This window comes from Serratia sp. 2C06 (assembly GCF_050037615.1).
In the GTDB taxonomy this organism is placed as follows: domain Bacteria; phylum Pseudomonadota; class Gammaproteobacteria; order Enterobacterales; family Enterobacteriaceae; genus Serratia; species Serratia ureilytica.
Genome location: NZ_CP188299.1, coordinates 3,421,324 through 3,446,163 on the forward strand (window position 1 = coordinate 3,421,324; position 24,840 = coordinate 3,446,163).

At 59.9% G+C, this 24,840-nt stretch carries 27 protein-coding genes and 1 pseudogene; 12 read left to right on the plus strand and 16 right to left on the minus strand.

The window, feature by feature from the left end:
• Positions 1-217 precede the first annotated feature (217 nt).
• A complete protein-coding gene (sodC, locus tag ACP3TA_RS17000) occupies positions 218-739 on the plus strand; it encodes a superoxide dismutase family protein (RefSeq protein WP_033642927.1) in 522 nt (173 codons plus the stop codon).
• On the opposite strand, the gene ACP3TA_RS17005 is transcribed toward sodC, so the two are convergent.
• From ACP3TA_RS17005 to ACP3TA_RS17015, 3 genes are read right to left on the minus strand one after another with little or no spacing between them, the layout of a single operon-like run.
• Positions 740-2,770 carry an FUSC family protein gene (locus ACP3TA_RS17005; protein ID WP_122004185.1) on the minus strand — a complete coding sequence of 677 codons (2,031 nt, stop codon included), beginning with the start codon at positions 2,768-2,770 and terminating at the stop codon, positions 740-742.
• A gap of 3 nt (positions 2,771-2,773) precedes the next feature.
• Entirely contained in the window at positions 2,774-3,637 is an 864-nt protein-coding gene (locus ACP3TA_RS17010; protein WP_015377735.1) for an efflux RND transporter periplasmic adaptor subunit, read from the minus strand.
• A gap of 3 nt (positions 3,638-3,640) precedes the next feature.
• Positions 3,641-3,877: a DUF1656 domain-containing protein gene (locus ACP3TA_RS17015; protein WP_025159708.1), complete on the minus strand. Its 237-nt coding sequence runs from the start codon at positions 3,875-3,877 to the stop codon at positions 3,641-3,643.
• A gap of 180 nt (positions 3,878-4,057) precedes the next feature.
• Between ACP3TA_RS17015 and slyA the strand changes: the two genes are divergently transcribed.
• Complete coding sequence (gene slyA, locus ACP3TA_RS17020; protein ID WP_004931301.1) at positions 4,058-4,489, plus strand: transcriptional regulator SlyA; 432 nt, start codon at positions 4,058-4,060, stop codon at positions 4,487-4,489.
• Positions 4,490-4,581: 92 nt separating this feature from the next.
• Here the strand turns inward: slyA and ACP3TA_RS17025 are convergent, their stop codons facing one another.
• Complete coding sequence (locus ACP3TA_RS17025; protein ID WP_025159710.1) at positions 4,582-5,046, minus strand: glycine zipper 2TM domain-containing protein; 465 nt, start codon at positions 5,044-5,046, stop codon at positions 4,582-4,584.
• A gap of 351 nt (positions 5,047-5,397) precedes the next feature.
• On the opposite strand from ACP3TA_RS17025, the gene anmK reads away from it, so the two are divergent.
• The 5 genes from anmK (at position 5,398) to pdxY (ending at position 9,972) form a co-directional block, all read left to right on the plus strand.
• Positions 5,398-6,519 (plus strand): anhydro-N-acetylmuramic acid kinase, encoded by a 1,122-nt coding sequence (gene anmK / locus ACP3TA_RS17030; RefSeq protein ID WP_060660772.1) that lies wholly within the window; start codon positions 5,398-5,400, stop codon positions 6,517-6,519.
• Positions 6,520-6,564: 45 nt separating this feature from the next.
• Positions 6,565-6,867, plus strand: coding sequence for an MliC family protein (locus tag ACP3TA_RS17035; RefSeq protein ID WP_206195909.1), 303 nt, complete (start codon positions 6,565-6,567; stop codon positions 6,865-6,867).
• Positions 6,868-6,955: 88 nt separating this feature from the next.
• The gene (pdxH, locus tag ACP3TA_RS17040) at positions 6,956-7,609 is read left to right on the plus strand and encodes a pyridoxamine 5'-phosphate oxidase (protein WP_044031334.1); all 654 of its coding nucleotides are present in this window, start codon (positions 6,956-6,958) and stop codon (positions 7,607-7,609) included.
• 139 nt (positions 7,610-7,748) lie between these two features.
• Complete coding sequence (gene tyrS, locus ACP3TA_RS17045) at positions 7,749-9,023, plus strand: tyrosine--tRNA ligase (RefSeq protein ID WP_033642931.1); 1,275 nt, start codon at positions 7,749-7,751, stop codon at positions 9,021-9,023.
• An 88-nt stretch (positions 9,024-9,111) separates the two neighbouring features.
• Positions 9,112-9,972: a pyridoxal kinase PdxY gene (gene pdxY, locus ACP3TA_RS17050; RefSeq protein ID WP_096242200.1), complete on the plus strand. Its 861-nt coding sequence runs from the start codon at positions 9,112-9,114 to the stop codon at positions 9,970-9,972.
• Between the two features lie 39 nt (positions 9,973-10,011).
• On the opposite strand, the gene gstA is transcribed toward pdxY, so the two are convergent.
• From gstA to ACP3TA_RS17070, 4 genes and pseudogenes are all read right to left on the minus strand, one after another.
• Positions 10,012-10,617, minus strand: a complete 606-nt coding sequence (gene gstA / locus ACP3TA_RS17055) for a glutathione transferase GstA (RefSeq protein WP_033642933.1) — start codon at positions 10,615-10,617, stop codon at positions 10,012-10,014.
• Between the two features lie 92 nt (positions 10,618-10,709).
• Complete coding sequence (gene dapA / locus ACP3TA_RS17060; protein WP_122017041.1) at positions 10,710-11,594, minus strand: 4-hydroxy-tetrahydrodipicolinate synthase; 885 nt, start codon at positions 11,592-11,594, stop codon at positions 10,710-10,712.
• Positions 11,595-11,955: 361 nt separating this feature from the next.
• A pseudogene (locus ACP3TA_RS17065) lies at positions 11,956-12,218 on the minus strand (DUF3811 domain-containing protein).
• A 95-nt stretch (positions 12,219-12,313) separates the two neighbouring features.
• Complete coding sequence (locus tag ACP3TA_RS17070) at positions 12,314-13,009, minus strand: HD domain-containing protein (protein ID WP_080376477.1); 696 nt, start codon at positions 13,007-13,009, stop codon at positions 12,314-12,316.
• 200 nt (positions 13,010-13,209) lie between these two features.
• On the opposite strand from ACP3TA_RS17070, the gene ACP3TA_RS17075 reads away from it, so the two are divergent.
• Complete coding sequence (locus tag ACP3TA_RS17075) at positions 13,210-13,602, plus strand: nuclear transport factor 2 family protein (protein ID WP_033642937.1); 393 nt, start codon at positions 13,210-13,212, stop codon at positions 13,600-13,602.
• Here the strand turns inward: ACP3TA_RS17075 and ACP3TA_RS17080 are convergent.
• The gene (locus ACP3TA_RS17080) at positions 13,599-13,868 is read right to left on the minus strand and encodes a hypothetical protein (protein WP_033642938.1); all 270 of its coding nucleotides are present in this window, start codon (positions 13,866-13,868) and stop codon (positions 13,599-13,601) included. The genes ACP3TA_RS17075 and ACP3TA_RS17080 overlap by 4 nt on opposite strands.
• Before the next feature lie 276 nt (positions 13,869-14,144).
• On the opposite strand from ACP3TA_RS17080, the gene ACP3TA_RS17085 reads away from it, so the two are divergent.
• Positions 14,145-14,525 carry a nuclear transport factor 2 family protein gene (locus ACP3TA_RS17085; protein ID WP_046686971.1) on the plus strand — a complete coding sequence of 127 codons (381 nt, stop codon included), beginning with the start codon at positions 14,145-14,147 and terminating at the stop codon, positions 14,523-14,525.
• Positions 14,526-14,532: 7 nt separating this feature from the next.
• On the opposite strand, the gene ACP3TA_RS17090 is transcribed toward ACP3TA_RS17085, so the two are convergent.
• Positions 14,533-14,913 carry a RidA family protein gene (locus ACP3TA_RS17090; protein ID WP_033652605.1) on the minus strand — a complete coding sequence of 127 codons (381 nt, stop codon included), beginning with the start codon at positions 14,911-14,913 and terminating at the stop codon, positions 14,533-14,535.
• Between the two features lie 181 nt (positions 14,914-15,094).
• On the opposite strand from ACP3TA_RS17090, the gene ACP3TA_RS17095 reads away from it, so the two are divergent.
• Complete coding sequence (locus ACP3TA_RS17095) at positions 15,095-15,949, plus strand: aminoglycoside phosphotransferase family protein (RefSeq protein ID WP_033642940.1); 855 nt, start codon at positions 15,095-15,097, stop codon at positions 15,947-15,949.
• On the opposite strand, the gene ACP3TA_RS17100 is transcribed toward ACP3TA_RS17095, so the two are convergent.
• Together ACP3TA_RS17100 and ACP3TA_RS17105 are read right to left on the minus strand one after the other, a co-directional pair.
• Positions 15,914-16,417 carry a cupin domain-containing protein gene (locus ACP3TA_RS17100; protein WP_206195907.1) on the minus strand — a complete coding sequence of 168 codons (504 nt, stop codon included), beginning with the start codon at positions 16,415-16,417 and terminating at the stop codon, positions 15,914-15,916. The genes ACP3TA_RS17095 and ACP3TA_RS17100 overlap by 36 nt on opposite strands.
• Before the next feature lie 100 nt (positions 16,418-16,517).
• Entirely contained in the window at positions 16,518-17,705 is a 1,188-nt protein-coding gene (locus ACP3TA_RS17105) for a benzoate/H(+) symporter BenE family transporter (RefSeq protein WP_033642942.1), read from the minus strand.
• A 115-nt stretch (positions 17,706-17,820) separates the two neighbouring features.
• Here ACP3TA_RS17105 and ACP3TA_RS17110 point away from each other — a divergent pair, with 115 nt between their 5' ends.
• Together ACP3TA_RS17110 and ACP3TA_RS17115 are read left to right on the plus strand one after the other, a co-directional pair.
• Positions 17,821-18,378, plus strand: a complete 558-nt coding sequence (locus ACP3TA_RS17110; RefSeq protein WP_060660770.1) for a helix-turn-helix domain-containing protein — start codon at positions 17,821-17,823, stop codon at positions 18,376-18,378.
• 200 nt (positions 18,379-18,578) lie between these two features.
• Positions 18,579-20,672 carry a prolyl oligopeptidase family serine peptidase gene (locus tag ACP3TA_RS17115; protein ID WP_060660769.1) on the plus strand — a complete coding sequence of 698 codons (2,094 nt, stop codon included), beginning with the start codon at positions 18,579-18,581 and terminating at the stop codon, positions 20,670-20,672.
• Between the two features lie 75 nt (positions 20,673-20,747).
• Here the strand turns inward: ACP3TA_RS17115 and dtpA are convergent, their stop codons facing one another.
• From dtpA to rsxG, 4 genes are all read right to left on the minus strand, one after another.
• Positions 20,748-22,262: a dipeptide/tripeptide permease DtpA gene (dtpA, locus tag ACP3TA_RS17120; protein WP_033642946.1), complete on the minus strand. Its 1,515-nt coding sequence runs from the start codon at positions 22,260-22,262 to the stop codon at positions 20,748-20,750.
• Between the two features lie 604 nt (positions 22,263-22,866).
• A complete protein-coding gene (gene nth / locus ACP3TA_RS17125) occupies positions 22,867-23,508 on the minus strand; it encodes an endonuclease III (protein WP_046686975.1) in 642 nt (213 codons plus the stop codon).
• Positions 23,508-24,206, minus strand: a complete 699-nt coding sequence (locus tag ACP3TA_RS17130; RefSeq protein WP_033642947.1) for an electron transport complex subunit E — start codon at positions 24,204-24,206, stop codon at positions 23,508-23,510. The genes nth and ACP3TA_RS17130 overlap by 1 nt, the downstream gene beginning before the upstream one ends.
• Positions 24,203-24,832 (minus strand): electron transport complex subunit RsxG, encoded by a 630-nt coding sequence (gene rsxG / locus ACP3TA_RS17135; RefSeq protein WP_033652583.1) that lies wholly within the window; start codon positions 24,830-24,832, stop codon positions 24,203-24,205. The genes ACP3TA_RS17130 and rsxG overlap by 4 nt, the downstream gene beginning before the upstream one ends.
• Between the last annotated feature and the right edge of the window lie 8 nt (positions 24,833-24,840).

The window sequence follows — 24,840 nt, forward strand, 5'->3', positions numbered from 1 at the left end:
CCTGGCCGGGAAGTGAACTCTCGCGCGTCGGCGGTGGAAACAGGGAAACAACGTTAGCCGAACGACAGCTGGTCAGAGGACCAACATCGGTAGAATTATTATTGGTGCTAAATATTAGGCCCGCGAATCAAATTGGCGAGATTGTGCGTTGGTTAACAGTGCTGGCGCTGGCTCTCCTATACTGATAACTCGATAGAGTCATTAAGGAGACTGATTGATGAAACGTTATTGGTATGCGGCGCTTGGCCTGATGGCCTGCGGGGCCGCTCAGGCGGCGACGGTCGACGTTGAGATGAACTTGGTGACCGGGCAGGGCATCGGTCAGGATATCGGCAAAGTGGCCATCAGCGAAACGCCTTACGGCTTACTGTTCACGCCGAGCCTGAAAGCCTTGCCGGCCGGGGTGCACGGTTTCCATGTGCATGAGAAAGGCAGCTGCGAGCCGGGCATGAAGGACGGTAAGGCGGTGGCGGCGCTGGCGGCCGGCGGGCATTTTGATCCGCAAAAAACCGGGAAACACCTCGGGCCGTATGCCGACGGGCACCTGGGCGATTTGCCGGCCATCTATGTGACCGCCGACGGCATGGCGAACGACCCGGTGTTGGCGCCGCGGCTGAAAAAAATCAGTGAAATTGAGGGCAAGGCGCTGATGGTGCACGCCGGCGGCGATAATCACTCGGATCATCCGCTGCCGCTCGGCGGCGGCGGTGAGCGCTTCGCCTGCGGCGTGATCAAGTGATCATCCGCCGCTGACGGCCGCAGTGGCGGCGGGCTGGCCAATGGCCTGTTGCAGTTGCTGCAGCGAGCAGTAGAGCCGCCAAATCAGGCCGGCCAGATCGCGCGCCGCCTGTTCCGGGTGGTGCGCCAGGGCGTTGCTCATGCGCAGCAGTTCTTGCAGCGTGGCGTCCAGCGAACTGTGCTGCACGCCTTTCTCCGTCATGATGCCGCGCAGGCAGTGGATACAGACGTTGCGCACCGCCGACAGCGGATCTGAGCGGGTTTGCCAGTCGCGCAGCTGCCAGACGATATGGCTGCAGTTGAGCAGCACCACGCCCCAGCGCAGCAACCAGGTGCGCGCCTCCTGATCCTGACTTTGATTGAGCTGGCTGATGCGATGGTAGATCAGCGATTCAAACTGGCTTTCGCTCTGCTGCGGCTTTTTGCTCAACTGATCGATAAAGTCGCGGCGCAGCGCGCGGATAATACGGCGGCTCTTTCGCTTGTCCGAGCTGGGGCGCAGGATCTGAAACGCCAGCCCGGCCAGCAGCACACCGACAATTTTACCGATGTTGTCATTGATAAAGGACTGGTAGTCATAGCTCGGCGGATTGCTGACGGTCAGAAATGAGCCCATAAAGACGATCAGCTGCCCCCAAAGCGCGGCATAAGGCGGATTCTGCAGTTTGAGCATCTGCATGGTCACCAGGATCGGGAACAGGAAGGCGCAGAACACCCAGAAATCGTCAATCTGGATCATCAAACCGAATTTCACCACGAAGCAGGCGACCGAGAGCAGCAGCACCGCCTTGAGCAAGGTGCTGATGCTGTTGATCGGCGAAGGCGTGGAGGAGTAGAGCACGCAGCTGATGGCGGTGAGCGTCAGCGCCGCGCTGCCGGCGTCCCACTGCGTGTTGATCCAGTAGGCGCAGCCGATCACGATGCATAAAAAGGTGCGCAGGCCGTTATAGGCGGCTTCGTAGCTGTCGGTATGGCGCGCCAGCGAGGTGACGCGCGGCGGCTGGAGATCGCTGACCGCCGTGGCGCTTTCCAATCGCTGAAGCCAGCGGTTGCAGCGCAGATAAAGCCAGCAGAAATCACGCAAACGCAGCCAGAAGGCGCGATGGCGGTAGTCCGCTGCATCTTGCGGGGCGATCTGCTGGAGCAGGCGCGCCAAGCGATATTTATCGGTGGTGGGATCGCGCAATTCATCCAGCAGTTGCGTCAGCACCGGCATCAGATTGGCGGGGCGATCCGGCCAGTTCAGCAGCATGCGGCGCAGGCTGGAGATGACGCTGGTAATGCGCAGCTGCTGGTGCAGCAGATAGTTGAGCAGGTTATTTTGCCGCCGCAGGCGGTAGTGGCTCCAAAACGCCTGAATGCGCAGCAGGTTCATGGTCAGGATCTGGCCGATAACGCCTTCGTGTGAGGTGCGCATCTGCGTGGTGACCTCCGGCTGCCACAGCATGGCGGCGTGCTCCAGCAGCCGCTGCTGCATGCGCCGCAGCGAAGTCAGCAAGGCTTCGCCGTCGGAGGTGCTGGGCAGGATCATCATCATCAGCCCGCCGCACAGAATGCCGGTGATCACTTCGCAAACCCGCGCCTGGGCGATATCGAAGATCTGCTGGGTATCGGTGACGTTGACCGTACCGAAGGCGATGATGGCGGCGGTATAGCCCGCCAGCGCGAACGCGTAAGAGACGTTGTTTTGGTAATGGTTGGAGATATAGGTGCATAGCCCGATCCAGGCGGCGATGAACAGCGTGAACAGCCAGGGATCGTTCAGGCAGTGGCCGGCGATCGCCACCGAGGCGGCGGCGCCCACCAGGCTGCCGAAGATGCGGCCGATGCTTTTGCTGATCACGCCGCCGATGGTGGGGAAGCTGACCACCGCGGCGGAGGTGAGCGCCCAATAGGGTTCGTCGAGCTCGAGCACGAACGCCACCCACAGCGCCAGACACATCGCCAGCGAGTTGCGCAGCGCATAGCGCCATTGGCCGCCGGTCGCCTTACCCCAGGGGGTACGGCTCCACTCCAGAAAGGGCAGGTTCACACTTTAGTTCCGCTGATGAATCGAAATGGTGCAGGTGGTGCCGGCAACCAGCGTCAAATCGGCGGGCACGTTGAGCAATTTTATCCGCACCGGCACGCGCTGAGCCAAACGCACCCAGGGAACATTGGGCTTAACATCCATTAATAGATCGTTGTTGCTGTCAACGCTCTGATCGTAAATGGCGCGGCCGATACTCTCTACTTCCCCCTGCAACGGGGTGTTGCCGTTATATAAGACAATATCGGCTTTATTGCCTTCTTTTATATGTTTCAGCTTGGTTTCTTCGAAATAACCGAGTACATAAAACGAATGGACATCCACCAGTGCGACCAAAGGCGTGCCGGCGTTGGCGTAGTTCCCGACCCGCGCCTGCAGATTGGTGATATAACCGTCGGTCGGCGCGTAAATTTTAGTTTTGCTCAAATTCCATTTGGCCTGTTCCAGGTTGGCCAGGGCGGCTTTATAGGCGGCCTTCATTGCCTGAGCGGCTAAATTGGACTCATCCAAATCTTCAGCGGAAATAACGTTGCGCGGCAACCCGCGGCGTCGGGCGGCTTCGTGGTCCGCCTTGGCCAGATCCGATTGCGCTTTTGCCACCGCGGCCTCGGCATTGTCCAGCGCGATCTGATAAGGCACCGGGTCGAGGGTAAAAATCAGACTTCCCGCAGGTACGAATTGATTGTCATTCGCACTTATTTTCTCTAATCTTCCAGAAACCTCAGGGGTGATATTGACGAGTTCTGCGCGCACTTTTCCGTCACGGGTCCATGGGGATTGCATATAATAATTCCAGAGCCACCAACCGGCGCAGACGGCAATGGCGCAGACGATCACCGTAGAAAAGTATTTTAATGTTTTATGCTGCATGGGTTACCAACTCGCTAAAATCCATAAGGAACCGCTGACGGTCAGGACGAAAATGGACAGGTCCATCAACATGGGGTGCCAGATTTCACCGGAATACATCCAGTCCCTGAGCAGCTGATGAATCAGCAACCATAAGACCAGTCCTAGCAAAAAAGCTTTAAATATGGGTGGAAAATAAAGCGATGCCCCCAGGACCAAATCGGGTAAGGGCGATGAGGCGTGTAACCATGATGTATTCACATTAACAATCCCTACGGGTGAATATGTTGAATATTTGCATAACGATTAAACAATAGCGGCTAAAAATAGTGGTTATTTCCACAATATACATTATATACATTTGTGTTTTTAATGTGAGTTACCCAAAATAGTCTAAGCTCTGGGAGGTAATGTTAGCATGCTAATTATAAGGAGGGGTAAGTGGAGTCAACATTAGGTTCAGATTTAGCACGATTGGTTCGTGTTTGGCGAGCGCTCATCGATCATCGGCTCAAGCCGTTGGAGCTGACCCAAACGCATTGGGTTACGTTGCACAATATCAATCGCTTGCCGCCGGAGCAGTCGCAAATCCAGCTGGCCAAGGCGATCGGTATCGAGCAACCGTCACTGGTTCGCACGCTGGACCAACTGGAGGAGAAGGGGCTTATCACGCGTCACACCTGTGCCAACGATCGCCGCGCGAAGCGCATCAAGCTGACCGAAGCGGCCGATCCGATCATCAGGGAAGTCGACAGTGTGATCACGTCTACGCGCAGTGAGATTTTAAGCGGCATTACCGCCGACGAAGTGCATCTGTTGGTAGGGCTGATTGGCAAGTTAGAACAAAATATCACCGAACTGCAGAACAAATAATAATATTCTTATTTTCTACGATTACAGTTTCACAGCATCAGAAATAAAACCGGAGGCGATTGCCTCCGGTTTGCCGTGTGCCGCCTGCTGACTTACAGCGGAGAGACGGTGATGGTGTCGCCCATGCGGGCCATGCGCACGCGCTGACCCGGGCTGAACTTGGTGTCGCCTGCTTTCTGCACCACGACGATGTTCTCTTTCTGGTCGGTTTTGATTTCCAGTTCGTAGCCTGAGGTACGACCGGCCACTTCACCGATGCTGTTGCCCGCCGCGCCGCCGGCGATAGCGCCCGCCGCGGTAGCCAGCGTACGGCCGGTGCCGCCGCCAACGGTGTTGCCCAACAGCCCACCAATTACCGCGCCGCCGATCATCCCCAAGGCGTTGGAGCCTTCGCCGCCCTGAATTTTAACCGGACGCACGGAAACCAGCGTCCCGTAAGTGACGTTCTGCACCTGCTTGGCCTGCGAGGACGAGTAGACATCGCCGGACATGGATTCATTGGCACACCCAGCCAACGTAACGGCGGCGACGGCAACGACGAGAAGACGCTTGATCATATAAAACTCCTGATGGTAGTAGTCCATAACCTGGCAATGCTCACCAGGCAAGATTCAGTGAAAATGATAGACAAAGTATGGCTGAAAGTTGATACAGCGCCATGCCTCATCGCTGCACGCAGCTTAACTTTTCTCTGTTCAACCAATAATAAACCGCGGTTTACCTTTATGACAGCCTCACCGACATTCCGTTGCCGGTTAACGCACGGTTTAACACATAAAATGTGCCACAGCGACGCACCTGGCTCACGGCGCGTAAAAAAAGCATCATAATTCATGGCGTTAATTCGTCAATTCTGGTTTATTTGTCAGGATAAAATTTGCTTACCGTGCGGGTTAGAGGATGTTGCTATGAAGTCAGGCCGCTATATAGGCGTCATGTCCGGCACTAGTCTGGACGGAATCGATGTGGTATTGGCCGCGATTGACGATCGCATGGTGGCGCAGCAGGCCAGCTATAGCCATCCGATGCCGATCGCGCTGAAAAAAGAGATCCTGGGGATGTGCCAGGGGCAGCAAACCACGCTGGCCGCGGTCGGCCGGTTGGACGCACAGCTGGGCACGCTGTTTGGCGAGGCGGTGCTCGGCCTGCTGAAGCAAACCGGTATCGACGCGGATCATATCACCGCCATCGGCTGCCACGGCCAGACGGTATGGCACGAACCGGAAGGCGACGCGCGTTTCTCCATGCAGCTCGGCGACAACAACCGCATCGCCGCACTGACCAATATCACCACCGTCGGCGATTTCCGCCGGCGCGACATGGCTTACGGCGGGCAGGGCGCGCCGCTGGTGCCGGCGTTTCATCAGGCGCTGCTGGGGCATCCCGTCGAGCGGCGTATGGTGCTGAACATCGGCGGCATCGCCAACCTCTCTCTGCTGTTGCCCGGTGCGCCGGTGCGCGGTTTTGACACCGGGCCAGGCAACATGCTGATGGACGCCTGGATCTGGCGCCACCGCGCGCAACCTTACGATCAGGACGGCGGCTGGGCTATGCAGGGGCGCGTCTGTTTGCCGCTGTTGCAGCAGATGCTGGCGGACCCTTACTTCGCGCTGCCTGCGCCGAAAAGCACCGGCCGCGAGTATTTCAACATCGCCTGGCTGGAGCGTCAGCTGGCCGGATTACCGGCGATTGCGCCGGTCGACGTGCAGGCCACGCTGACGGAGCTGACCGCCGTCAGCATCAGCGAACAGGTGTTGCTGGCCGGCGGGTGCGAGCGTTTGCTGGTGTGCGGCGGCGGGGCGCGCAACATGCTGCTGATGGCGCGTCTGTCTGCGCTGCTGCCGGGGACGGAAGTTGGGCTGACCGACGATTTCGGCGTCAGCGGCGACGATATGGAGGCCTTGGCCTTTGCCTGGCTGGCGTTTCGCACGCTGTCCGGCCAGGCCGGCAACCTGCCTTCGGTGACCGGCGCCAGCCGTGAAACGGTGTTGGGTGGGATTTATCCGGTTTTGCCATTGGGGGGCCGTTAGCTCTGTTAGGATAGCCTGTGAAGGATTTTTCTAAGGAGCAACAGCATGAAAAAAGTCATTTTCGTCGCCGGCGCGCTGGCGCTGTCCGGCTGCAGCTACATCCTGCCGCAGAGCAGCCAGACGATGCACTACCAGTGCGGCACCACGCCGTTGACGGTGGCGCTCGACGGCAAGGCGAGCGAAGTCAGCATGCTGATGGATGGCGAACAGCTGCATCTCAAGCAGGTGCTGGCGTTGACCGGCGCTAAATACAGCGACGGCAAATACACTTTCTGGTCGAAAGACCGCAATGCCTATCTTGAGCGCAACGGCAAGGTAGTCATGAGCGACTGCGTGTTGACGGAGTGACGGTCAGCGACGGCGTCGGAGCGATTGAGTTCCTGGCGCCGCAGGCGCAGAATGTAACGACGGATTTTTCAGTTGGTCGATAACCCAGATGATTGAAAAGAATGAGTTTGATGTTGCGGACCTGCGCCGTGAATATACCCGAGGCGGCCTGCGCCGCAACGATCTGACCGCCAATCCGCTCGAGCTGTTCGAGCGTTGGCTGAAACAGGCCTGCGACGCGCGCCTGGCCGATCCGACCGCCATGTGCGTCGCCACCGTCGACGAACGCGGCCAGCCGTATCAGCGCATCGTGCTGCTCAAGCATTTCGATGAGCAGGGGTTGGTGTTTTACACCAACCTCGGCAGCCGCAAGGCGCAGCAGTTGGCGCAAAACCCGCATATCAGCCTGCTGTTCCCCTGGCACATGCTCGATCGTCAGGTGATTTTCCTCGGTCAGGCGGAGCGCCTGTCGACCCTCGACGTGCTGAAGTATTTCCATAGCCGGCCGAAGGACAGCCAAATTGGCGCCTGGGTGTCGCAGCAGTCGTCACGCATTTCCGCGCGCGGCGTGCTGGAAAGCAAATTCCTCGAGCTGAAGCAGAAGTTCCAGCAGGGCGAGGTGCCGTTGCCGAGTTTCTGGGGCGGATTCCGCGTGAAATTTGACTCCGTCGAGTTCTGGCAGGGCGGCGCCCACCGCCTGCATGACCGTTTCCTGTATCAGCGGGACGGGAATGACTGGAAAATTGACCGACTGGCACCTTGAAGACGTAAAATCCCCCTCTAAGCGCTGGTGCTGACGCCGCCGGCGCTTTATTCTATGCGCTACCCTGAATTTTTATTTCGCCACTGGGCGAAAGGCCGTGTACCGGCAAAGGTGCATTCGTTTATACATGGAGTCATTGATGGCAAGCAGCAACTTGATTAAACAACTGCAAGAGCGGGGCCTCGTTGCCCAGGTTACGGATGAGGAAGCGTTAGCGGAGCGACTGGCGCAAGGGCCAATTGCACTGTATTGCGGTTTCGATCCGACCGCTGACAGCTTGCATTTGGGCCATCTGGTTCCTCTGTTGTGCCTGAAGCGCTTCCAGCTGGCCGGCCACAAACCGGTAGCGCTGGTGGGCGGCGCCACCGGCCTGATCGGCGATCCGAGCTTCAAAGCGGCGGAGCGCAAGCTGAACACCACCGATACGGTGAACGAGTGGGTGGAGAAGATCCGTAAACAGGTTTCCCCGTTCCTCGATTTCGACTGCGGCAGCAACAGCGCTATCGCGGCCAATAACTACGACTGGTTCGGCGGCATGAACGTGCTGACCTTCCTGCGTGATATCGGCAAGCACTTCTCCGTCAACCAGATGATCAACAAGGAAGCGGTCAAGCAGCGCCTGAATCGCGACGACTCCGGCATCTCCTTCACCGAGTTCTCCTACAACCTGCTGCAGGGCTTCGATTTCTCCGAGCTGTACAACCGCCACCAGGTGGAGCTGCAGATCGGCGGTTCCGATCAGTGGGGCAACATCACCTCGGGTATCGATCTGACGCGTCGTCAGCATCAGAAGCAGGTGTTCGGCCTGACCGTGCCATTGATCACCAAGGCAGACGGCACCAAGTTCGGTAAAACCGAAGGCGGCGCGGTCTGGCTGGCGCCGGAAAAAACCAGCCCGTACAAGTTCTACCAGTTCTGGATCAACACCGCCGACGCCGACGTTTACCGCTTCCTGAAGTTCTTCACCTTCATGAGCCTGGAAGAGATCAACGCGCTGGAAGAAGAAGACAAGAACAGCGGCAAGGCGCCGCGCGCCCAGTACGTGCTGGCGGAAGAAGTGACCGGCATGGTGCACGGTGCGGAAGGCCTGGCGGCTGCCAAGCGCATCACCCAGAGCCTGTTCTCCGGCGCGCTGCATGACATGACCGAAGCGGACTTCGCCCAGCTGGCGCAGGACGGCATGCCGACCATCAAACTTGAGCGCGACGCCGATCTGCAGCAGGCGCTGGTGAATGCTGAACTGGTGCCGTCACGTGGCCAGGCGCGCACCATGATCGGTTCCAACGCGGTGACCATCAACGGCGAGAAACAGTCGGATGCCGAATACCGCTTCAGCGATGCGGACCGTCTGTTTGGCCGTTACACGCTGCTGCGCCGCGGCAAGAAACACTACTGCCTGGTGGACTGGCAGTAAGCGTATAATGATGGTAAGGGGCCCAGGCGGCCCCTTTCTTTTTGGGCAGCCGCCAGGCTGGCTGCCGCATTCCCAACGAGTTCTGTCGATGAAAAACATTCTTTCTATCCAGTCGCACGTGGTGTTTGGTCACGCCGGCAACAGTGCGGCGGAGTTTCCGATGCGCCGCATGGGCGTCAACGTCTGGCCGCTGAACACGGTGCAGTTCTCCAACCATACGCAATACGGTCAGTGGACCGGCTGCGTCATGCCGGCCAGCCACCTGAGCGAGATCGCGCAGGGCATCGCCAATATCGATCAGCTGAAACGCTGTGATGCGGTGCTGAGCGGTTATATCGGTTCGCCGGAGCAGGGTGACCATATTCTGGCGATCGTGCGTCAGGTTAAGCAGGCGAATCCGAACGCCTGGTATTTCTGCGATCCGGTGATGGGACATCCTGAAAAGGGCTGCATCGTGGCGCCGGGGGTGGCCGAGTTTCACTGCCGTCAGGCGTTGCCGTGCAGCGACATGGTGGCGCCGAACCTGCTGGAGCTGGAAATGCTGAGCCAGATGGCCGTCGCCAACGTGGACGACGCGGTGCAGGCCGCTCGATCGCTGATCGCCAAGGGGCCGCGATTGGTGCTGGTCAAGCACCTGGCCCGTGCCGGCTATCACACCGACTGTTTCGAAATGCTGCTGGTGACGGCGGACGAAGCCTGGCACATTAGCCGGCCGCTGGTGGACTTCGGGGCGCGTCAGCCGGTTGGCGTCGGCGATTTGACCAGTGGTCTGCTGCTGGTGGATCTGCTGAAGGGCGAGGCGCTGGATAAAGCGCTGGAGCACGTGACCGCCGCCGTGTATGAGGTGATGCTGACCACGCAGGCGATGGGCGAGTATGAATTGCAGGTGGTGGCGGCGCAGGATCGGATCGCGCAGCCGCGCAGCGAGTTCAGAGCGGTAAAACTGTAAGCGGCATCGGGCCCCGGCGAGAGCCGCCGGGGCTGAACCTTACTTCAATCCTTCGGCGTTCAGCGCCGCGTCTACCGCCGGGCGCGCCGCAACGCGATCGAACCAGGCCGCCAGATGGGCGTGCTTGCGCACATCGAACTGCAGGGCGAATGCCCAGCGCAGCACGGTGAACAGGTAGGCGTCGGCCACGCTGAAACGGCTTCCCAACAGGAAGTGCTGCTTCGCCAGCACCGAATCCAGATAGCTGAACTGCTGCTCCAGCCTGGCGCGCGCGATGGCTTTATATTCCTCGGGCGTCTTCGGGTTGAACAGCGGGCTGAACCCTTTGTGCAGCTCGGTGGCGATGTAGTTCAGCCATTCGATCGCGTGGTAGCGCGACAGGGTGCCCGCCGCCGGGATCAGGTTACGGTCCGGCACGCGGTCCGCCAGGTATTGCACGATCGCCACGCCTTCGGTCAGCAGGCTGCCGTCATCCAGCAGCAGCGCCGGTACCTGTCCCTTGGGGTTGATGGCGAGGTAATCGGCGCCGCTCTCGGTTTTCTTCTGCGCCAGATCGACCTTCTCCGCCGTAAAATCCAGCCCTGCCTCACGCAGCACGATATGCGGGGACAGCGAACAGGCGCCGGCTTTATAGAACAGTTTCATCGGAAGCTCCTTGTTGATGACGAATGACGGGCATGCTTAACCTCTCATCGTAGTCCCATAGCGCCAAAATTACAGCGGCTTAGCTAACAAATTTAACCGACGATCGCCTCGGCGGGCTGCAGCTGCGCCAGCGTCGCGGCGATCTGCTGCTGCAGCGCCTGCGGCGCCACCTGCATCGGCGAGCGCAGTTCGTTAGCGATCAGCCCCTGTTGGGCCAGCACGGTCTTGACCGGCGCCGGATTCGGGAAGCTGAACATCTGGTGGATCATCGGCAACAGCTCATAGAAGTTGCTGCGCGCCGCGGCCAGATCGCCGGCGGCGACTTGCTGCACCAGCTGGACGAAACGTTCCGGGTGAACATGCGCGGCGGCGGAGATGGCGCCGGTGCCGCCGAGGCACAGCGTGGTGAGGATCAGATTGTCTTCCCCGGTCATCACATCGATTTCGCCGTCGGCGATCAGCGCCATGGTGGCGTCAGGGCTGCCGCCGCAATCCTTGATGGCGGTGATGCGCGGGTGACGTGCGAGCCGGCGCAGCGTGGCCAGCTCCATGGCGATGCCGGTGCGCTGCGGAATGTTGTACAGGATCACCGGCACGGTGGAGGCGTCGGCCAACTGGGTGAAATAGTCTATCAGGCCGCATTGCGAAGGGCGGATGTAGTAAGGCGCCGGGATCAGCACGCCGGCGATGTCGCGCAGTTGAATGGCTTGCTGCATCTGCAGCGTGGCGGCCATGTTATTGCCGGAAAGGCCCATCACCACCTGATGGGCGGGTGCCACCTCCAGCACGGCGTCGAGCACCGCCAGCTGTTCTTCCTTGCTCAGCGCGGCGGCTTCACCGGTAGAGCCGCAGACCACCAGGCCGTCGATGCCGGCGTCGAGCAGGTGCCGCGCCAGGCGTTTAACCGCCGGCAGATCGACGGCATCTTGATTGAAAGGGGTAACCATCGCTACCCAAATACCCGAAAATGAGGCCATAAAATATTCCTTCTGTGTGACCGACAGAGAAGCCAGATGAGAAAATTGAAGGCGGGGCATTGCAGGCCATCCAGTCAGCTCATCTGACGGGACAGCTCGCCCCGGTCAAATGAGCGTCTGTTTCTTCGATGTAACCGCCGCCAAACCGCCAACGGGCAACGCCGGGAGAATCGGTGTATTAACGTTGCGCGGATAGGCCATGGCAGTCTCGTGAAAAGAGGATGTGGGGTGATAATGAATATTCTTCATCAGGCTGTCAATTTACAACAGATTGATAACATTGTTATTCATGATGGGTGAGGGCAGATGAGTTTGGCTAATAAACGACAATCCCCGCGGCGGCGGGGATTGTTTGGCTGATTCAGCGCGGCGGGCGGGTACCGATGGTGGCGACCAACTGAAGGTGTCGCCGCTTGGCCGGTAGCGGTTGGCTTTGCGTTCCGCGCGCTCTGCCTTGGCGAGCTTCGCTCTGGCGGCCATGATGCGCGCCACCACTTCATCTTTGACCTTGTGCTGTTCGGCGTTGGTCAGCGGCCGGCCGTGGCTTTTACGCGCTTTGTCCAGCTCGGTTTTGACTTCTCGTTGCTCGCTTTCCGTCATCTCTTTCAACGTCAACTTTTTCATCTTTGCCGCCCGTTCGGTGAAGTTGGCTTTCAGTTTAACGGTGTTATGTGACCGAAAATGTTATGGGCATAACGAAAATGCCCCGTAAGCCCAGGTTACACCTCTTCCAGCAGATCGTCGACAAAGCGCCGCATCCGTTCGGTGCGCTGCTCGGCCATCTGTCGCCCGGCGGCGGTCTGGAAGCCGTCTTGCAGCTTGAAGAGCTTGGTTTCGAAGTGATCCAGGCTGAAACGCTTGTCATCGTATTGACGATGTTCGGCCCGCGGATCCGCAGCGTCATACAGCGCGCTGCGCATGCGGCCGCCGATATAGAAGCAGCGGGCTACGCCAATCAGGCCAATGGCGTCGAGACGATCGGCGTCCTGCAGGATCTTCGCTTCCAGCGTTTGCGGGGGGATGCCGGCGGAAAAACTGTGTGCTTCGATAGCGTGGGCCACCGCCGCGATGTCCGCCGGCGACCATTCGAGCCGGGTCAGCGTCAGCGTGGCTTGCTGCGCCGCCATGCGCGAAGCCAGGTGACGCTGCGGCGAATTCTTTTCCACCGCCACGGCGTCATGCAGCAGCACCGCCGCGCAGAGAATGCGCCGGTCGCCGCCTTCCAGCTTGCTGATGCGGCGGCAGTTCTTCCAGACTCGGTGCAGGTGCGCCACATCGTGCGAGCCATCGTCCGATTCGAGGGTGAGCGGCAGCAGCGTTTGCGCCAGCGTCTGGTAGGGGGAAAACGGTTGTAACAGCTCTTGCGTCAGCGAGGGTAAAGACACGTTCAGCTCCTGTTGGGGGAAATCGGGCAATCAGCATAGTCGCGTCGGAGGTCGAGGGAATGACAGAAGACGACTATTGTTTACTAAAGTGCAACCTACTATTGTCACAACTGCGGTTTTTGCAGCGAAACAAGCAACCTAGAATAGCCGCATTCCGCCGTCTCCGCCTGGTGAGAGCCTGTGTCCGCGGAGATGGTCGGAATATCCTTATCAGCCATGGGAGAAGAGACATGCCAACCCCTCTTGAGATAGTGCGCGCGACTTACGAAGGCAGTTCCGAAGAAAACGGCCGTAATCTGCTGGCGGCGCTGGCCCCCGATGCCGAGTGGACCGAAGCCGCCGGTTTCCCTTACGCCGGTACCTATATCGGCCCGGAGAATATCATCAAGAACGTGCATCAGCGTTTGGGCAGCGAATGGCAAGGTTACCGCGCCGATGTCGATCACTTTTACGACGCCGGCGACAACGTGATTGCTCAGGGTTTTTATCACGGCACTTACCGGGCCACCGGCAAAGCATTCAGCGCCTCCTTTGCGCATATTTATACGGTGCGCGCCGGCAAGATCGTGAAGTTCGTGCAGATTGTCGACAGCGCTAAAGTGCTGGAAGCGATGCAGCCTTAATCGCCGCTGTGCTTGCCGAATTTGCGGTCAAACTCGCGCCGGTAACCCCGAGCCTTGTTGCGATCGCGGATCCACAAATAGCCGCACACCAGCGCAACCGCTCCCGAGAAGGTGACGTTGCGCATATCCCGGTCATACCAAAACACCAACAGCGCATCCAGCGCAGCAATCAGCGCGATCCATTTGTACATATGGGATTGGCGCCGCGTGGCGGCGTTGAGTCGTTTTAACTGTCTGGCTTCGTCCAACACCGGTTTTTGCTGCATAGCGTTTCGTTATCATCAGGCTGTTCACGCTAAATTAGCAGAATCCTCCCAACTGCCGCAAAGATTAACGCACGCCGTCAGGCGGTTTTCAGCGTACCCCGGAGTACGCGGAAAATTTATGCGCGGACGCTGGTATTGTTTATCGGGTGTGATAGGTTATTTATTCGATATTTTCGTGTTTTTATTCAATTAGCGCTGTATCATCAAGCCGTAGCACTGGGCGGTTAACGTGATGGGTTCGACGCATGCGGCGGTTAACTTCGGCAGGAGAACATGATGAACGATAAGACGGCACGCCCGGAGGATGTGGTTCAACAACAGCTTGACGCCTATAACGCCCGCGATATCGAGGCCTTTATGGCCTGTTGGGCGGATGACGCGCAGTATTACGAACACCCCGACACGCTGCTGGCCAGCGGCAAGGCGGCGATCCGCGAACGGCATCTGGTGCGCTTTCGCGAGCCGAGCCTGTACGGCGAACGAATAAAACGCATGGCGGTGGGGAATATGGTGGTCGATCAGGAGGTGGTGACGCGCAACTTCCCGCAGGGGCGCGGCAAAATGGATGTCATCGCCATTTACGAAGTGGAACAGGGGCGGATCGCCAAAGCCTGGTTCAAGATCGGCCCCTGCGTGCCGGACGAAGGCGCGCTCTAGCCGCGCCTTATTGCAACGCCATCACCGCCTCAATTTCCACGCACACTGCGGGTGAGAACAACGCGCTGACCGCCATCAATGAACAGGCCGGCAGCGCGCCGTCGAAATAGTCAAACAGCACCGGGCGCACGCTCGCCAGATCGGCGATGTCGGTCAGGAACACGCTGATTTTAATCAATGCCTTGAGATTGACGCCTTCGCTGGCGGCGATGGTCGCCAACTGCTCAAGGATCTCCTGCGTTTGCTCCGGCGCGCTCAAGCCCTGCGCGTCGGTGGCGAAGGCCGTCAAGCCAGATACGTACAGGCGATCGCCGTGGCGCACGGCGTGCACATAAGGGCCACCCGGCGTAGGCAATTGCGGATAATTAATGCGTTTTAATGATGTCATGGTCAAACCCCGCGCAAGACCGGTTAATAAAATCGACAAACTTGGTTAGGATACTGGAGAAAACGCGGCAAAGCGCCGCACGCCGATGATATCTGAGAGAATCATCCCCCTTTATGTTATACGCCGTCTCTCACACGAATGTGACAGTGCGGCGCAGATCGGCAACAAGGACGCAGAGACGATGAACCCGCTTTTTACGCCTTACCTGCAGCGCTGGCGGCTGGAGCAGGACGGCAAAGCCTTCGAAACCCACAGCAGTCTATTGATGCCGGTGCGTTACCGGGGCGCGGCGGCCATGCTGAAGATCGCCCGCGAGCAGGAGGAGCGCTTCGGCGGGCAGCTGATGTGCTGGTGGCGTGGAGAAGGCGCCGCGCAGGTGCTGGCGTGGCACGACGACGGCATTTTGCTGGAGCGCGCGCAGGGCGAAGGGTCGTTGGCGCAGCTGGTGCGTGACGGCGACGATGAACAAGCCACGCAGATCCTGTGCCGGGCGATCGCCGCCTTGCATGCGCCGCGGGCGGCGCCGTTGCCTGAGCTTATCCCGTTGCAGGAGTGGTTCAGCTCGCTGTGGCCGGCGGCCCAGGCGCACGGTGGCATGCTGCGTCTCAGCGCCACGGCGGCGGCGGAGCTGTTGAGCAGCCCGCGAGAAGAAAGCGTGTTGCACGGGGATATCCACCATGACAATGTGCTGGACTTTGGCGCACGCGGTTGGCTGGCGATCGATCCCAAGCGTTTGTACGGTGAACGAGGCTTCGATTACGCCAACATCTTCTGCAATCCCAACTACGGCGTCGCCACCGATCCGGCCATTTTCCATCGCCGCGTGGAACAGGTGTGCCGGTTGGCCGGGCTGGATCGCCGGCGTTTGCTGCAATGGATCCTGGCCTGGTCGGGGCTTTCCGCCGCCTGGTTCATGGAAGACGGGCAGGCGGCGGACATCGATTTTCGCGTCGCTGAACTGGCGGCGCGCGCGCTGGATCTCACGTTGCCGGACGGCGATTCAGGGTTCATCCTGCCAGTAATCGAGCGAGGCTGAAGGGCGCTGCAGATAACGCACCTGCTCGCCGTCATTGCCGCGCGCCATCGCCTGGTATTTACCTGAGTCCGGATACATCACCACTTCCGGCTGTTCGCGCGTGCTGACGGACAGATACTTCAGCGGCGCATCGGAGGTGTTGATGATCTGGTGCGGGTATTCCGGGCCAGGCGGAATGAAAATGACATCTCCGCTGACGATCGGCAGCATTTCTCCGGCTACCCGCAGCGTTCCGCTGCCTTCCAAAATGATGAACATTTCCTCCTGAGCGTAGTGAAAATGATAGGGGCAGGAACGCATGCCCGGCGCCACACAATCGAAGGAGGCGCCCAGCTTTTCGGCGGCGGTGCCGGTGCCGAGACGAGCGCCGACGCTGTCATACAGCGGCGGCCGCCGGTCATGCTTCATCTCTACCTGTTCGACATTGCGTATCAAGCGCTGGGCCAACAGCGCGGCTTTCTCGGTCATAAGCTTCCTTGGTGACAGCGTCACTTATTATGTGAATTGACATTCAGACGACAGAGAAAGTGAAGGCGCCACGGCGCCGCTTGTCAATGTAGACCGCCCGTTACGTCACGGTGGTTCGCCGCGGCAGCGACAGCAGCAGATGCGCGATGGCGCCGCCGACAATGCCCCAGAATGCCGAACCGATGCCGAGCAACGTGACGCCGGAGGCGGTGATGAGGAAGGCGATCAGCGCCGCGTCGCGCTGTTTTTCATCATGCAGCGCGCGTTGCAGGCTGCCGCCGATGGTGCCGAGCAGCGCCAGCCCGGCGATGGTGTGGATCAAGGCGACCGGCAACGCGCTGAACAGCAGGCCGATGGCGCCGCCGAACAACCCGGCCAATAAATAGAAGCCGCCGGCGGCCACCGCGCCCATATAGCGCCGCTGTGGATCGGGATGCACGTCCGGCCCCATGCAAATGGCGGCGGTAATGGCGGCGATGCACACCGAGAAACCGCCGAATGGCGCCAGCAGCAGCGCGGTCAGCGCCGTCCAGGCGATCAGCGGTGAGGTGGGAACACGGTAGCCCGCCGCCTGCAGCGTAGCGATCCCGGGGGCGTTCTGTGAAGCCATGGTGACCACGAAGAAGGGCACGCCGATGCCGAGCAGCGTCGGCCAGCTGAAATGCGGCGCGATAAATTCCGGCACGGCGACCGCCGGCGCCTGTTGCGCCAGATGGATATCGCCCTGTAGCGCGGCGATCGCCAGCCCAATCGCCAGCGTCAGTACGATGGCGTAGCGCGGCAGGTAACGGCGGCTGAGCAGATAGGCCAGCCCCATACCGGCGCTGAGGAGGAAATTGAGCTGCAGCGAAGCGAAGGCGTCCAGCCCGAAACGCAGCAGGATCCCCGCCAACATCGCGGCAGAAATCGCCTGCGGAATATAATCCATCAGGCGGGCGAACAGCCCGGTGACGCCGCAGAGCAGGATCAGGCCCGACGCGAAGATGAACACCCCGATCGCCTCATTGATCGGCGTGCCGGGCAGGCTGGTGACCAGCAGCGCCGCTCCTGGCGTCGACCACGCGGTGAGGATCGGGGTGCGATAGTACAGCGAAAGCCCCAGCGAGGTGACGCCCATCGCGATCCCAAGCGTGCTCAGCCAGCCGCCGATCTGCGCCGGCGTGGCGCCTGCGGCGGCGGCGGCCTGGAAAATGATGGCGGCAGAGCTGGTGTAGCCGACCAGAACGGCGACAAAGCCGGCCATGACGGCGGGCAGGGTCAGATGGCGCAAGGAGAGGGCTGGGCGCATGAGGAGCTCCAATCGGTGAGTGTGCGTTATAACGCACGGTAAGAAATCAGCATAGCACCGTGCGCTATAGCGCACAAGCGGGTATAATCGAGCGCGATACGCAGAGGAGAACAGGATGCAGGAACTTGCCGGCCATTTGGCGCACACCCTTCGCACGCTGCGCGCGCAGCGCGGCTGGAGCCTGACGCAGGCGGCGGAATACACCGGCGTCAGCAAGGCGATGCTCGGGCAGATCGAACGCGGCGAATCCAGCCCGACGGTGGCGACGCTGTGGAAGATCGCCACCGGTTTCAACGTGGCGTTCTCCGCCTTTCTTGAGGCGTCGCCCGCGCAGCAGCAGGCGACGCTGCACCGCTACGGCGAGCTGCCGGTGTACGATCAGGACAACGCCGATATGCGCGTGGTGCCGCTGTTTCCCTACGATCGCCAGCTGGGTTTCGACATGTTCGTCATCGATCTCGCGCCGGGCGCGCTCAGCGAATCGTCACCGCATGAGCCGGGCGTGATTGAGCATGTGATCGTGATCAGCGGCCGATTGGAATTGGCGATAGACGGCGAATGGCACAGCCTGGCGGCCGGCGAAGCGATGCGCTTTCAGGCCGATCGGCCGCATGCCTACCGCAACGCCGGTTCACACACGGTGCGCATTCACGATCTGATCCACTATCCTTAATCCTGACTCAACGCGGCGGCCGCGGGCTTTGACTCCGCGCCGCCAAACGCCTACCTTGTTGAAAATGACTCTTATTTCACAGGCTGTCGCCCATGACGGGGTGGCGTTGCAGCCGACTCAAAAGGAGCTTGATTTTGCCGGTCACCAATCGACGTCAGTTCATTAAACTCAGTGCGCAAACCGCAGGAGCCGTATTCGCGATGACTTCATTACCCAACAGTATCCGCCTGGCGATGGCGGCGGAGGGCGGCGCGGCCGCCGGCGATGAATTCCTGTGGCTGGAAGAGCTGCAGGGTAAAAAAGCGCTGCAATGGGTGCAGCAGGAAAATCAGCGCACCGTGGCACGTTTCGGCCAGGGCGAAGACTTTCAGCGCATTGAGCGCGAAGTCCTGGATATCCTCAATAAAGACACCCAGATCCCGTGGGTGAGCAAACGCGGCGAGTACTATTACAACTTCTGGCAGGATCAGGCCAACCCGCGTGGCCTGCTGCGGCGCACCACGCTGGACGAGTACCGCAAGGCCAAACCGGCCTGGGAGACGGTGCTGGATATCGATGCGCTGGGCAAGGCGGAGGGCAAAGATTGGGTTTATCAGGGCTCTCAACCGCTGGCACCGGAATACCGTTATTGCCTGATGCAGCTGTCGCCGGACGGCGGCGACGCCACCGAAATCCGCGAATTCGATCTGGTGGCCAAACGCTTCGTCAAAGACGGCTTTAACGTACCGGTGGCGAAAAGCCGGGTTTCCTGGGTCGATCGGGACACGCTGTTCATCGCCACCGATTTCGGCCCCGGCTCGATGACCCAGTCCGGCTACGCGCGCATCGCCAAACGCTGGCGGCGCGGCACGCCGCTGAGCGCCGCCGAAACGCTGTACGAAGCGCAGCCCGAGGACATGGCGGTCTTCGCCTATCACGACCGCACGCCGGGCTTTGAGCGCGATTTCGTCGGCCGCAGCCTGGACTTCTACCGCCGCGACTATTTCTTGCTGACTCAGGACGGCCGGCAGAAAAAAATCGACATCCCCGCCGACGCCGAGCTGGATACGCATCGGGAATGGCTGCTGATCAAGCCGAGCAGCGATTGGGACGTGGGCGGCAAGCGCTATCCGTCCGGCTCGCTGTTGGCGGCCAATTTCGACGACTATCTGGCGGGCAAGCGCGAGCTGCAGCCGCTGTTTACCCCGACGGCGGAGCAGGCGCTGAGCGGCTACAGCGGCACGCGCGATCACCTGATCCTCAGCATCATGGATAACGTGGTCAACCGACTGGAAGTGCTGACGCCGCAGGGCGGCAGCTGGCAACGTCGCCCGCTGGGCAACCCCGGCGCCATCAGCACCCTTTCCGCCGGCGGCATCGACGACGAGAGCAACGCCTATTTCCTGACGGTCAGCGGGTTCCTGCAGCCGACCTCGCTGTATATGGGCAACCTCGACGGCGGGGAAGCGACGCTGCTGAAACAGGCGCCGCAGGACTTTGACGCCGCCGGCTATCAGGTCAGCCAGCATTTCGCGCGCTCCAAGGACGGCACCCGCGTGCCGTATTTCCAGATCGCCGCCAAAGATCTCAAGCTGGACGGCAGCACGCCGACGCTGCTGTACGGCTACGGCGGGTTTGAAGTGCCGCTGCTGCCGGGCTATCTGGGCGGCAAAGCGCCGGCCTGGCTGGAGCGCGGCGGGGTATACGTGGTGGCCAACATTCGGGGCGGCGGTGAATATGGTCCGGCCTGGCATCAGGCGGCGCTCAAGCAGAATCGTCATCGCGCCTATGAGGATTTCGCCGCCGTGGCCGAAGACCTGTTCGCGCGCAAGGTGACTTCCGCGCCGCATCTCGGCGCGCGCGGCGGCAGCAACGGCGGCCTGCTGGTAGGCAATATGCTGACGCTGTATCCGCAGCTGTTCGGCTGCATCGTCTGCGAAGTGCCGCTGTTGGACATGCAGCGCTATACCCAACTCTCCGCCGGCGCGTCGTGGATCGCGGAATACGGCGATCCGAGCAAGCCGGAGCAGTGGGCCTATATCAAAACCTTCTCGCCGTACCACAATATTCAGGCGAAAACGGCCTATCCGCCGGTGCTGTTCTATACCGCCACCAGCGACGATCGTGTCAACCCGGCCCACGCGCGCAAAATGGCGGCGCGCATGCAGGCGATGGGGTATCAGCAGGCTTACTTCTACGAAAATACCGAGGGTGGGCACAGCGCCGCCGCCGACAAGCAACAGGCGGCGTTCCACAGCGCGCTGGTGAGCGAATTCATGTGGGCCAACCTGAGCGGCAAGCGCAAGCCAGCGTAAACACGTTTCTTGCGGGCATAAAAAAACGCCGGGGGTTAACCCCGGCGTTTCTATTTACGCTCAATCCGCAGGCGATCAGTGAGCCGCCGTGGCTTCCTGCGCTTTCTGATTCAGGTCTTCGCTGGTGTCCAGCGTCATGCGGTACAGTTTCGGCGCGGTCAGCATCATCAGGATGGCGATGACGGCGGTGGCGATGCCGATTTGCATAAACACATGGCTGTAGATGGCCAGTGAAGCGTGCGCGTCGTTGATGTCGCTGGGGACGGCGGTCAGACCGGCGACTTTACCGGCGATCAGCGCCGCGGCGGCGGTGGTCAGGAACCAGGAACCCATGATGAAGCCCATCAGACGCTGCGGCACCAGTTGCGCCACCATCGCCAGACCCAGACCGGAAATCATCAGCTCGCCGATGCTCTGCAGCGCGTAGCTCAGGATCAGCCAGTTGACCGACACGATGCCCTGTTCGTTGGCGAAGCTGGCGCCCCATGGCAGCACCAGGAAGGCGCAGGAACACAGGATCATGCCGAAAGCGAACTTGTGCGGCATCGGCAGGCGATCGCCCATCTTGTTATACAACGCGGCCAGAATCGGGCTGGCGAGCATGATCCAGAACGGGTTCAGCGCCTGGTACTGCTCCGGCTCGAAGGCGACGCCGAAGATGCTGTGCTCCACGTTGTGGATGGCGAAGAAGTTCAGCGACGTCGGCATCTGGCTGTACAGCACGAAGAACACCACCGCTTCCAGCATCAGCAGGAAGGCGACGATCATTTTACGGCGTGCGGCGCCATGCAGGGCGAAGGCTTCCTTGGCGAACACGATCACGATCCCGGCGGAGATGAAGGCCAGCGCCCAGCGCGCGATCACCTGGTTGTGCAGCAGCCAGCTGGACACGGCGACCAGCGCCACGATGCCGACCAGCACCATCAGCAGTTTCGGCAGATGTAGCGGCTTGAAGTCAGGCCTGGAGCCGTTTTTCTTCACCCACTTGTGGCACATCATAAAGTTGACCAGGGTGATCAGCATGCCGACCACGCTCAGGGAGAACGCCACGCTCCAGCCGTACTTCGCCGCCAGCCACGGGGTAGCCAGCATGGAGAAGAAGGAACCGATGTTCACCGACATGTAGTACATGGTGAAGGCGCCGTCGATACGTGGGTCGTCTTTCTCATAGCAGGTGGAGAGCAGGGAGGACGGGTTAGCCTTGAACAGGCCGCTGCCCACGGCGATGGTCGCCATGCCCAGGTAGACCCAGAAGATGTCGTGGCCGGAGTAGGCCACCATGGCGTAACCGGCGGCCAGCACCAGCGCGCCGAGCACGATCACGCGTTTGGCGCCCAGCACCTTGTCGCCCAGCCAGCCACCAATGGCGACGAAGCCGTATACCAGGGCGCTGAAAGAAGAGAACAGGGTGATGGAGTCGGCTTCGCTCAGACCGAGCATCTTGACCAGATAAACCGCCATGATGCCTTGCAGGCCGTAATAGCCGAAGCGCTCCCACAGTTCGATCGAGAAGATCAGATAGAATGCTTTCGGTTGTTTGAACGCGTTAAGGCTCACGCTCTCCTGGTGTTGGTTGTTTGCTGTTGACACGGGTACCTCTGTTTTTTCGCAGCCCGTCTTTAGGGGACGGGAAAGTACAAAAGTTGATGCGGAACGGCATCCTTTTGCGTTGTTATAGGATGGGGACGGCGGTTAATGTTCACTATCTTTGTCAACGTGGCAAGCAGTTTGTCATATTCTGTTACATTTAACGCCGGCAGGATTATGCCGCGATGTTGCAAATGTTATGCAGTATTAACTTTCGGCTTTTAGTGGTTTATCGATTTTTTGTTTTGATTAAAAGCTATACGAATTTTAAACAGGGATATATTCTGCTGAATTGCTATTTTTTAGCGCATCAGTGTACGTGAGGTTATTAATCCGTTGGAATGTTGTGTATATGGCGCGATTTGTAAAATTATAGAAATTTAGGAAAACGGGGCTGGCATTTGTGAACGCCTTGTGATCCTGAAAGCGTGACGTTCACCGCAATTTTCGACTAATTTTTTGCTTGAAAATAACGCAGCGATGGGTTTCTTACTGAAAACCGTGATAACGCCGGGGTTACTGCTGCGCGATATCACATTTTTGATAAAAAAGCGGCGTTGGCGAGGGAAGAGGACGCGGCGGGTGCGGTTTGCCGCACCCAACTGACTCAGGATTCCGGATAAACCTTTTCTTTATATTCGCACAGGTCTTCGATGATGCAGGAGCCGCAGCGCGGTTTGCGCGCGATGCAGGTGTAGCGTCCGTGCAGGATCAACCAGTGATGGCAATCGACCTTGAATTCGGCGGGCACCACCTTCAACAGTTTCTCCTCCACCTGATCGACGTTCTTGCCCGGCGCAAAGTGGGTGCGGTTGCACACCCGGAAGATATGGGTGTCCACGGCGATGGTCGCCCAGCCGAAGGCGGTGTTGAGCACCACGTTGGCGGTTTTGCGGCCAACGCCCGGCAGCGCCTCCAGCGCGGCGCGATCTTCCGGCACTTCGCCGCCGTGCAGGTCCAGCAGCATGCGGCAGGTCTTGATCACGTTTTCGGCCTTGCTGTTGAACAGACCGATGGTCTTGATGTACTCCTTGACGCCATCAACCCCCAGCGCCAGCATGGCGGCGGGGGTGTTGGCGACCGGATAGAGTTTGGCGGTCGCCTTGTTAACGCTCACGTCGGTGGCCTGCGCAGACAGCAATACCGCGATCAGCAGCTCAAACGGCGTGGTGTACACCAGCTCGGTGGTCGGATGCGGATTGTTGTCGCGCAGCCGGGTCAGAATTTCCAGTCGCTTCTGCTTGTTCATCAGGCCTTCTCAGCACGTCCTTGTTCCAGCAGCGGTTCAGCCGCCACGGCGCGGGCTTTGCGCGCCTTCATTCTTTCGTCGATCAGATACTTGACCGCCAACAGCAGGCCCAGGCCGATAAAGGCGCCTGGCGGCAGCATGGCCAGCAGGAACGGGCTGTCGAAGTGCACCACTTCGATGCGCAGCGATTTGGCCCAGCCGCCCAGCAGTTGATCGGCGCCGTCGAACAGCGTGCCGTTGCCCAGCAGCTCGCGCATTGAACCCAGCGTCACCATGACGCCGGTGGCGCCGAGGCCGATGGCCATGCCGTCCAGCGCCGAGAGGCCGACCGGTTTCTTGGCGGCCACCGCTTCGGCGCGGCCCACGACGATGCAGTTGGTCACGATCAACGGAATAAAAATGCCGAGCGACTGATACAGACCGAAGGCATAGGCGTTGATCAGCATCTGCACGATGCTCACCACCGCGGCGATGATCATGACGTAGATTGGAATACGCACTTCGCTTGGCACCCAGCGACGCACCGCGGAGATGGAGGCGTTGGTGAGCGTCAGCACCAGCGTGGTGGCCAGCCCCAGGCCCAGCGCGTTGGTGACGGTGGAGGTCACCGCCAGCAGCGGGCACATGCCCAGCAGCTGCACCAGGGCGGAGTTGTTCTTCCACAACCCCTGGACGATCAATTCTTTGGCTTCACTCATTCGCTGGCTCCACACGCAGGTAAGCTTTCAAGTTTAGGCGGCAGCGTTTCCATATACAACGCAGTGCGGCGCACCGCATTGACCACCGCACGCGGGGTGATGGTGGCGCCGGTGAATTGATCGAACATGCCGCCATCTTTCTTCACCGCCCAGCGTTTGTCGTCCGGGCCTTCGATTTTCTTGCCGCTGAAGAAGGAAATCCAGTCGGAAATGCGCAGTTCGATCTTGTCGCCCAGCCCCGGGGTTTCATGGTGTTCAATCACCCGGGTGCCGAGTACCGTGCCGTTGAAATCGGCGCCGACCAGCAGCTTGATGGCGCCGGAGTAGCCGTCCGGCGCGGTGGTTTCCAGCGCGGCGGCGGTCGGTTGCCCGTTTTTGCGCGCCAGGTATAAACGGTGTGGCGCGCCGTCGCCCAGTGCCGGATCGCTGACCAGGAAGCATTCGTTCTGCATGACGTTGTCGTAATTTTCCGGCGGCACCACCTGATCGAGCAGGGCTTTTTGCTGCAGCGCCGCCTGATGCGCGATGGTGGTTTTCGTCAGGGCGTAGACCACGGCGGTGAGGCCGGTGGTGACCGCCGCAAACACCGCCAGCGTGGTGCCGTGCTTTCTCATGGAATTCAGCATGGCGGCTC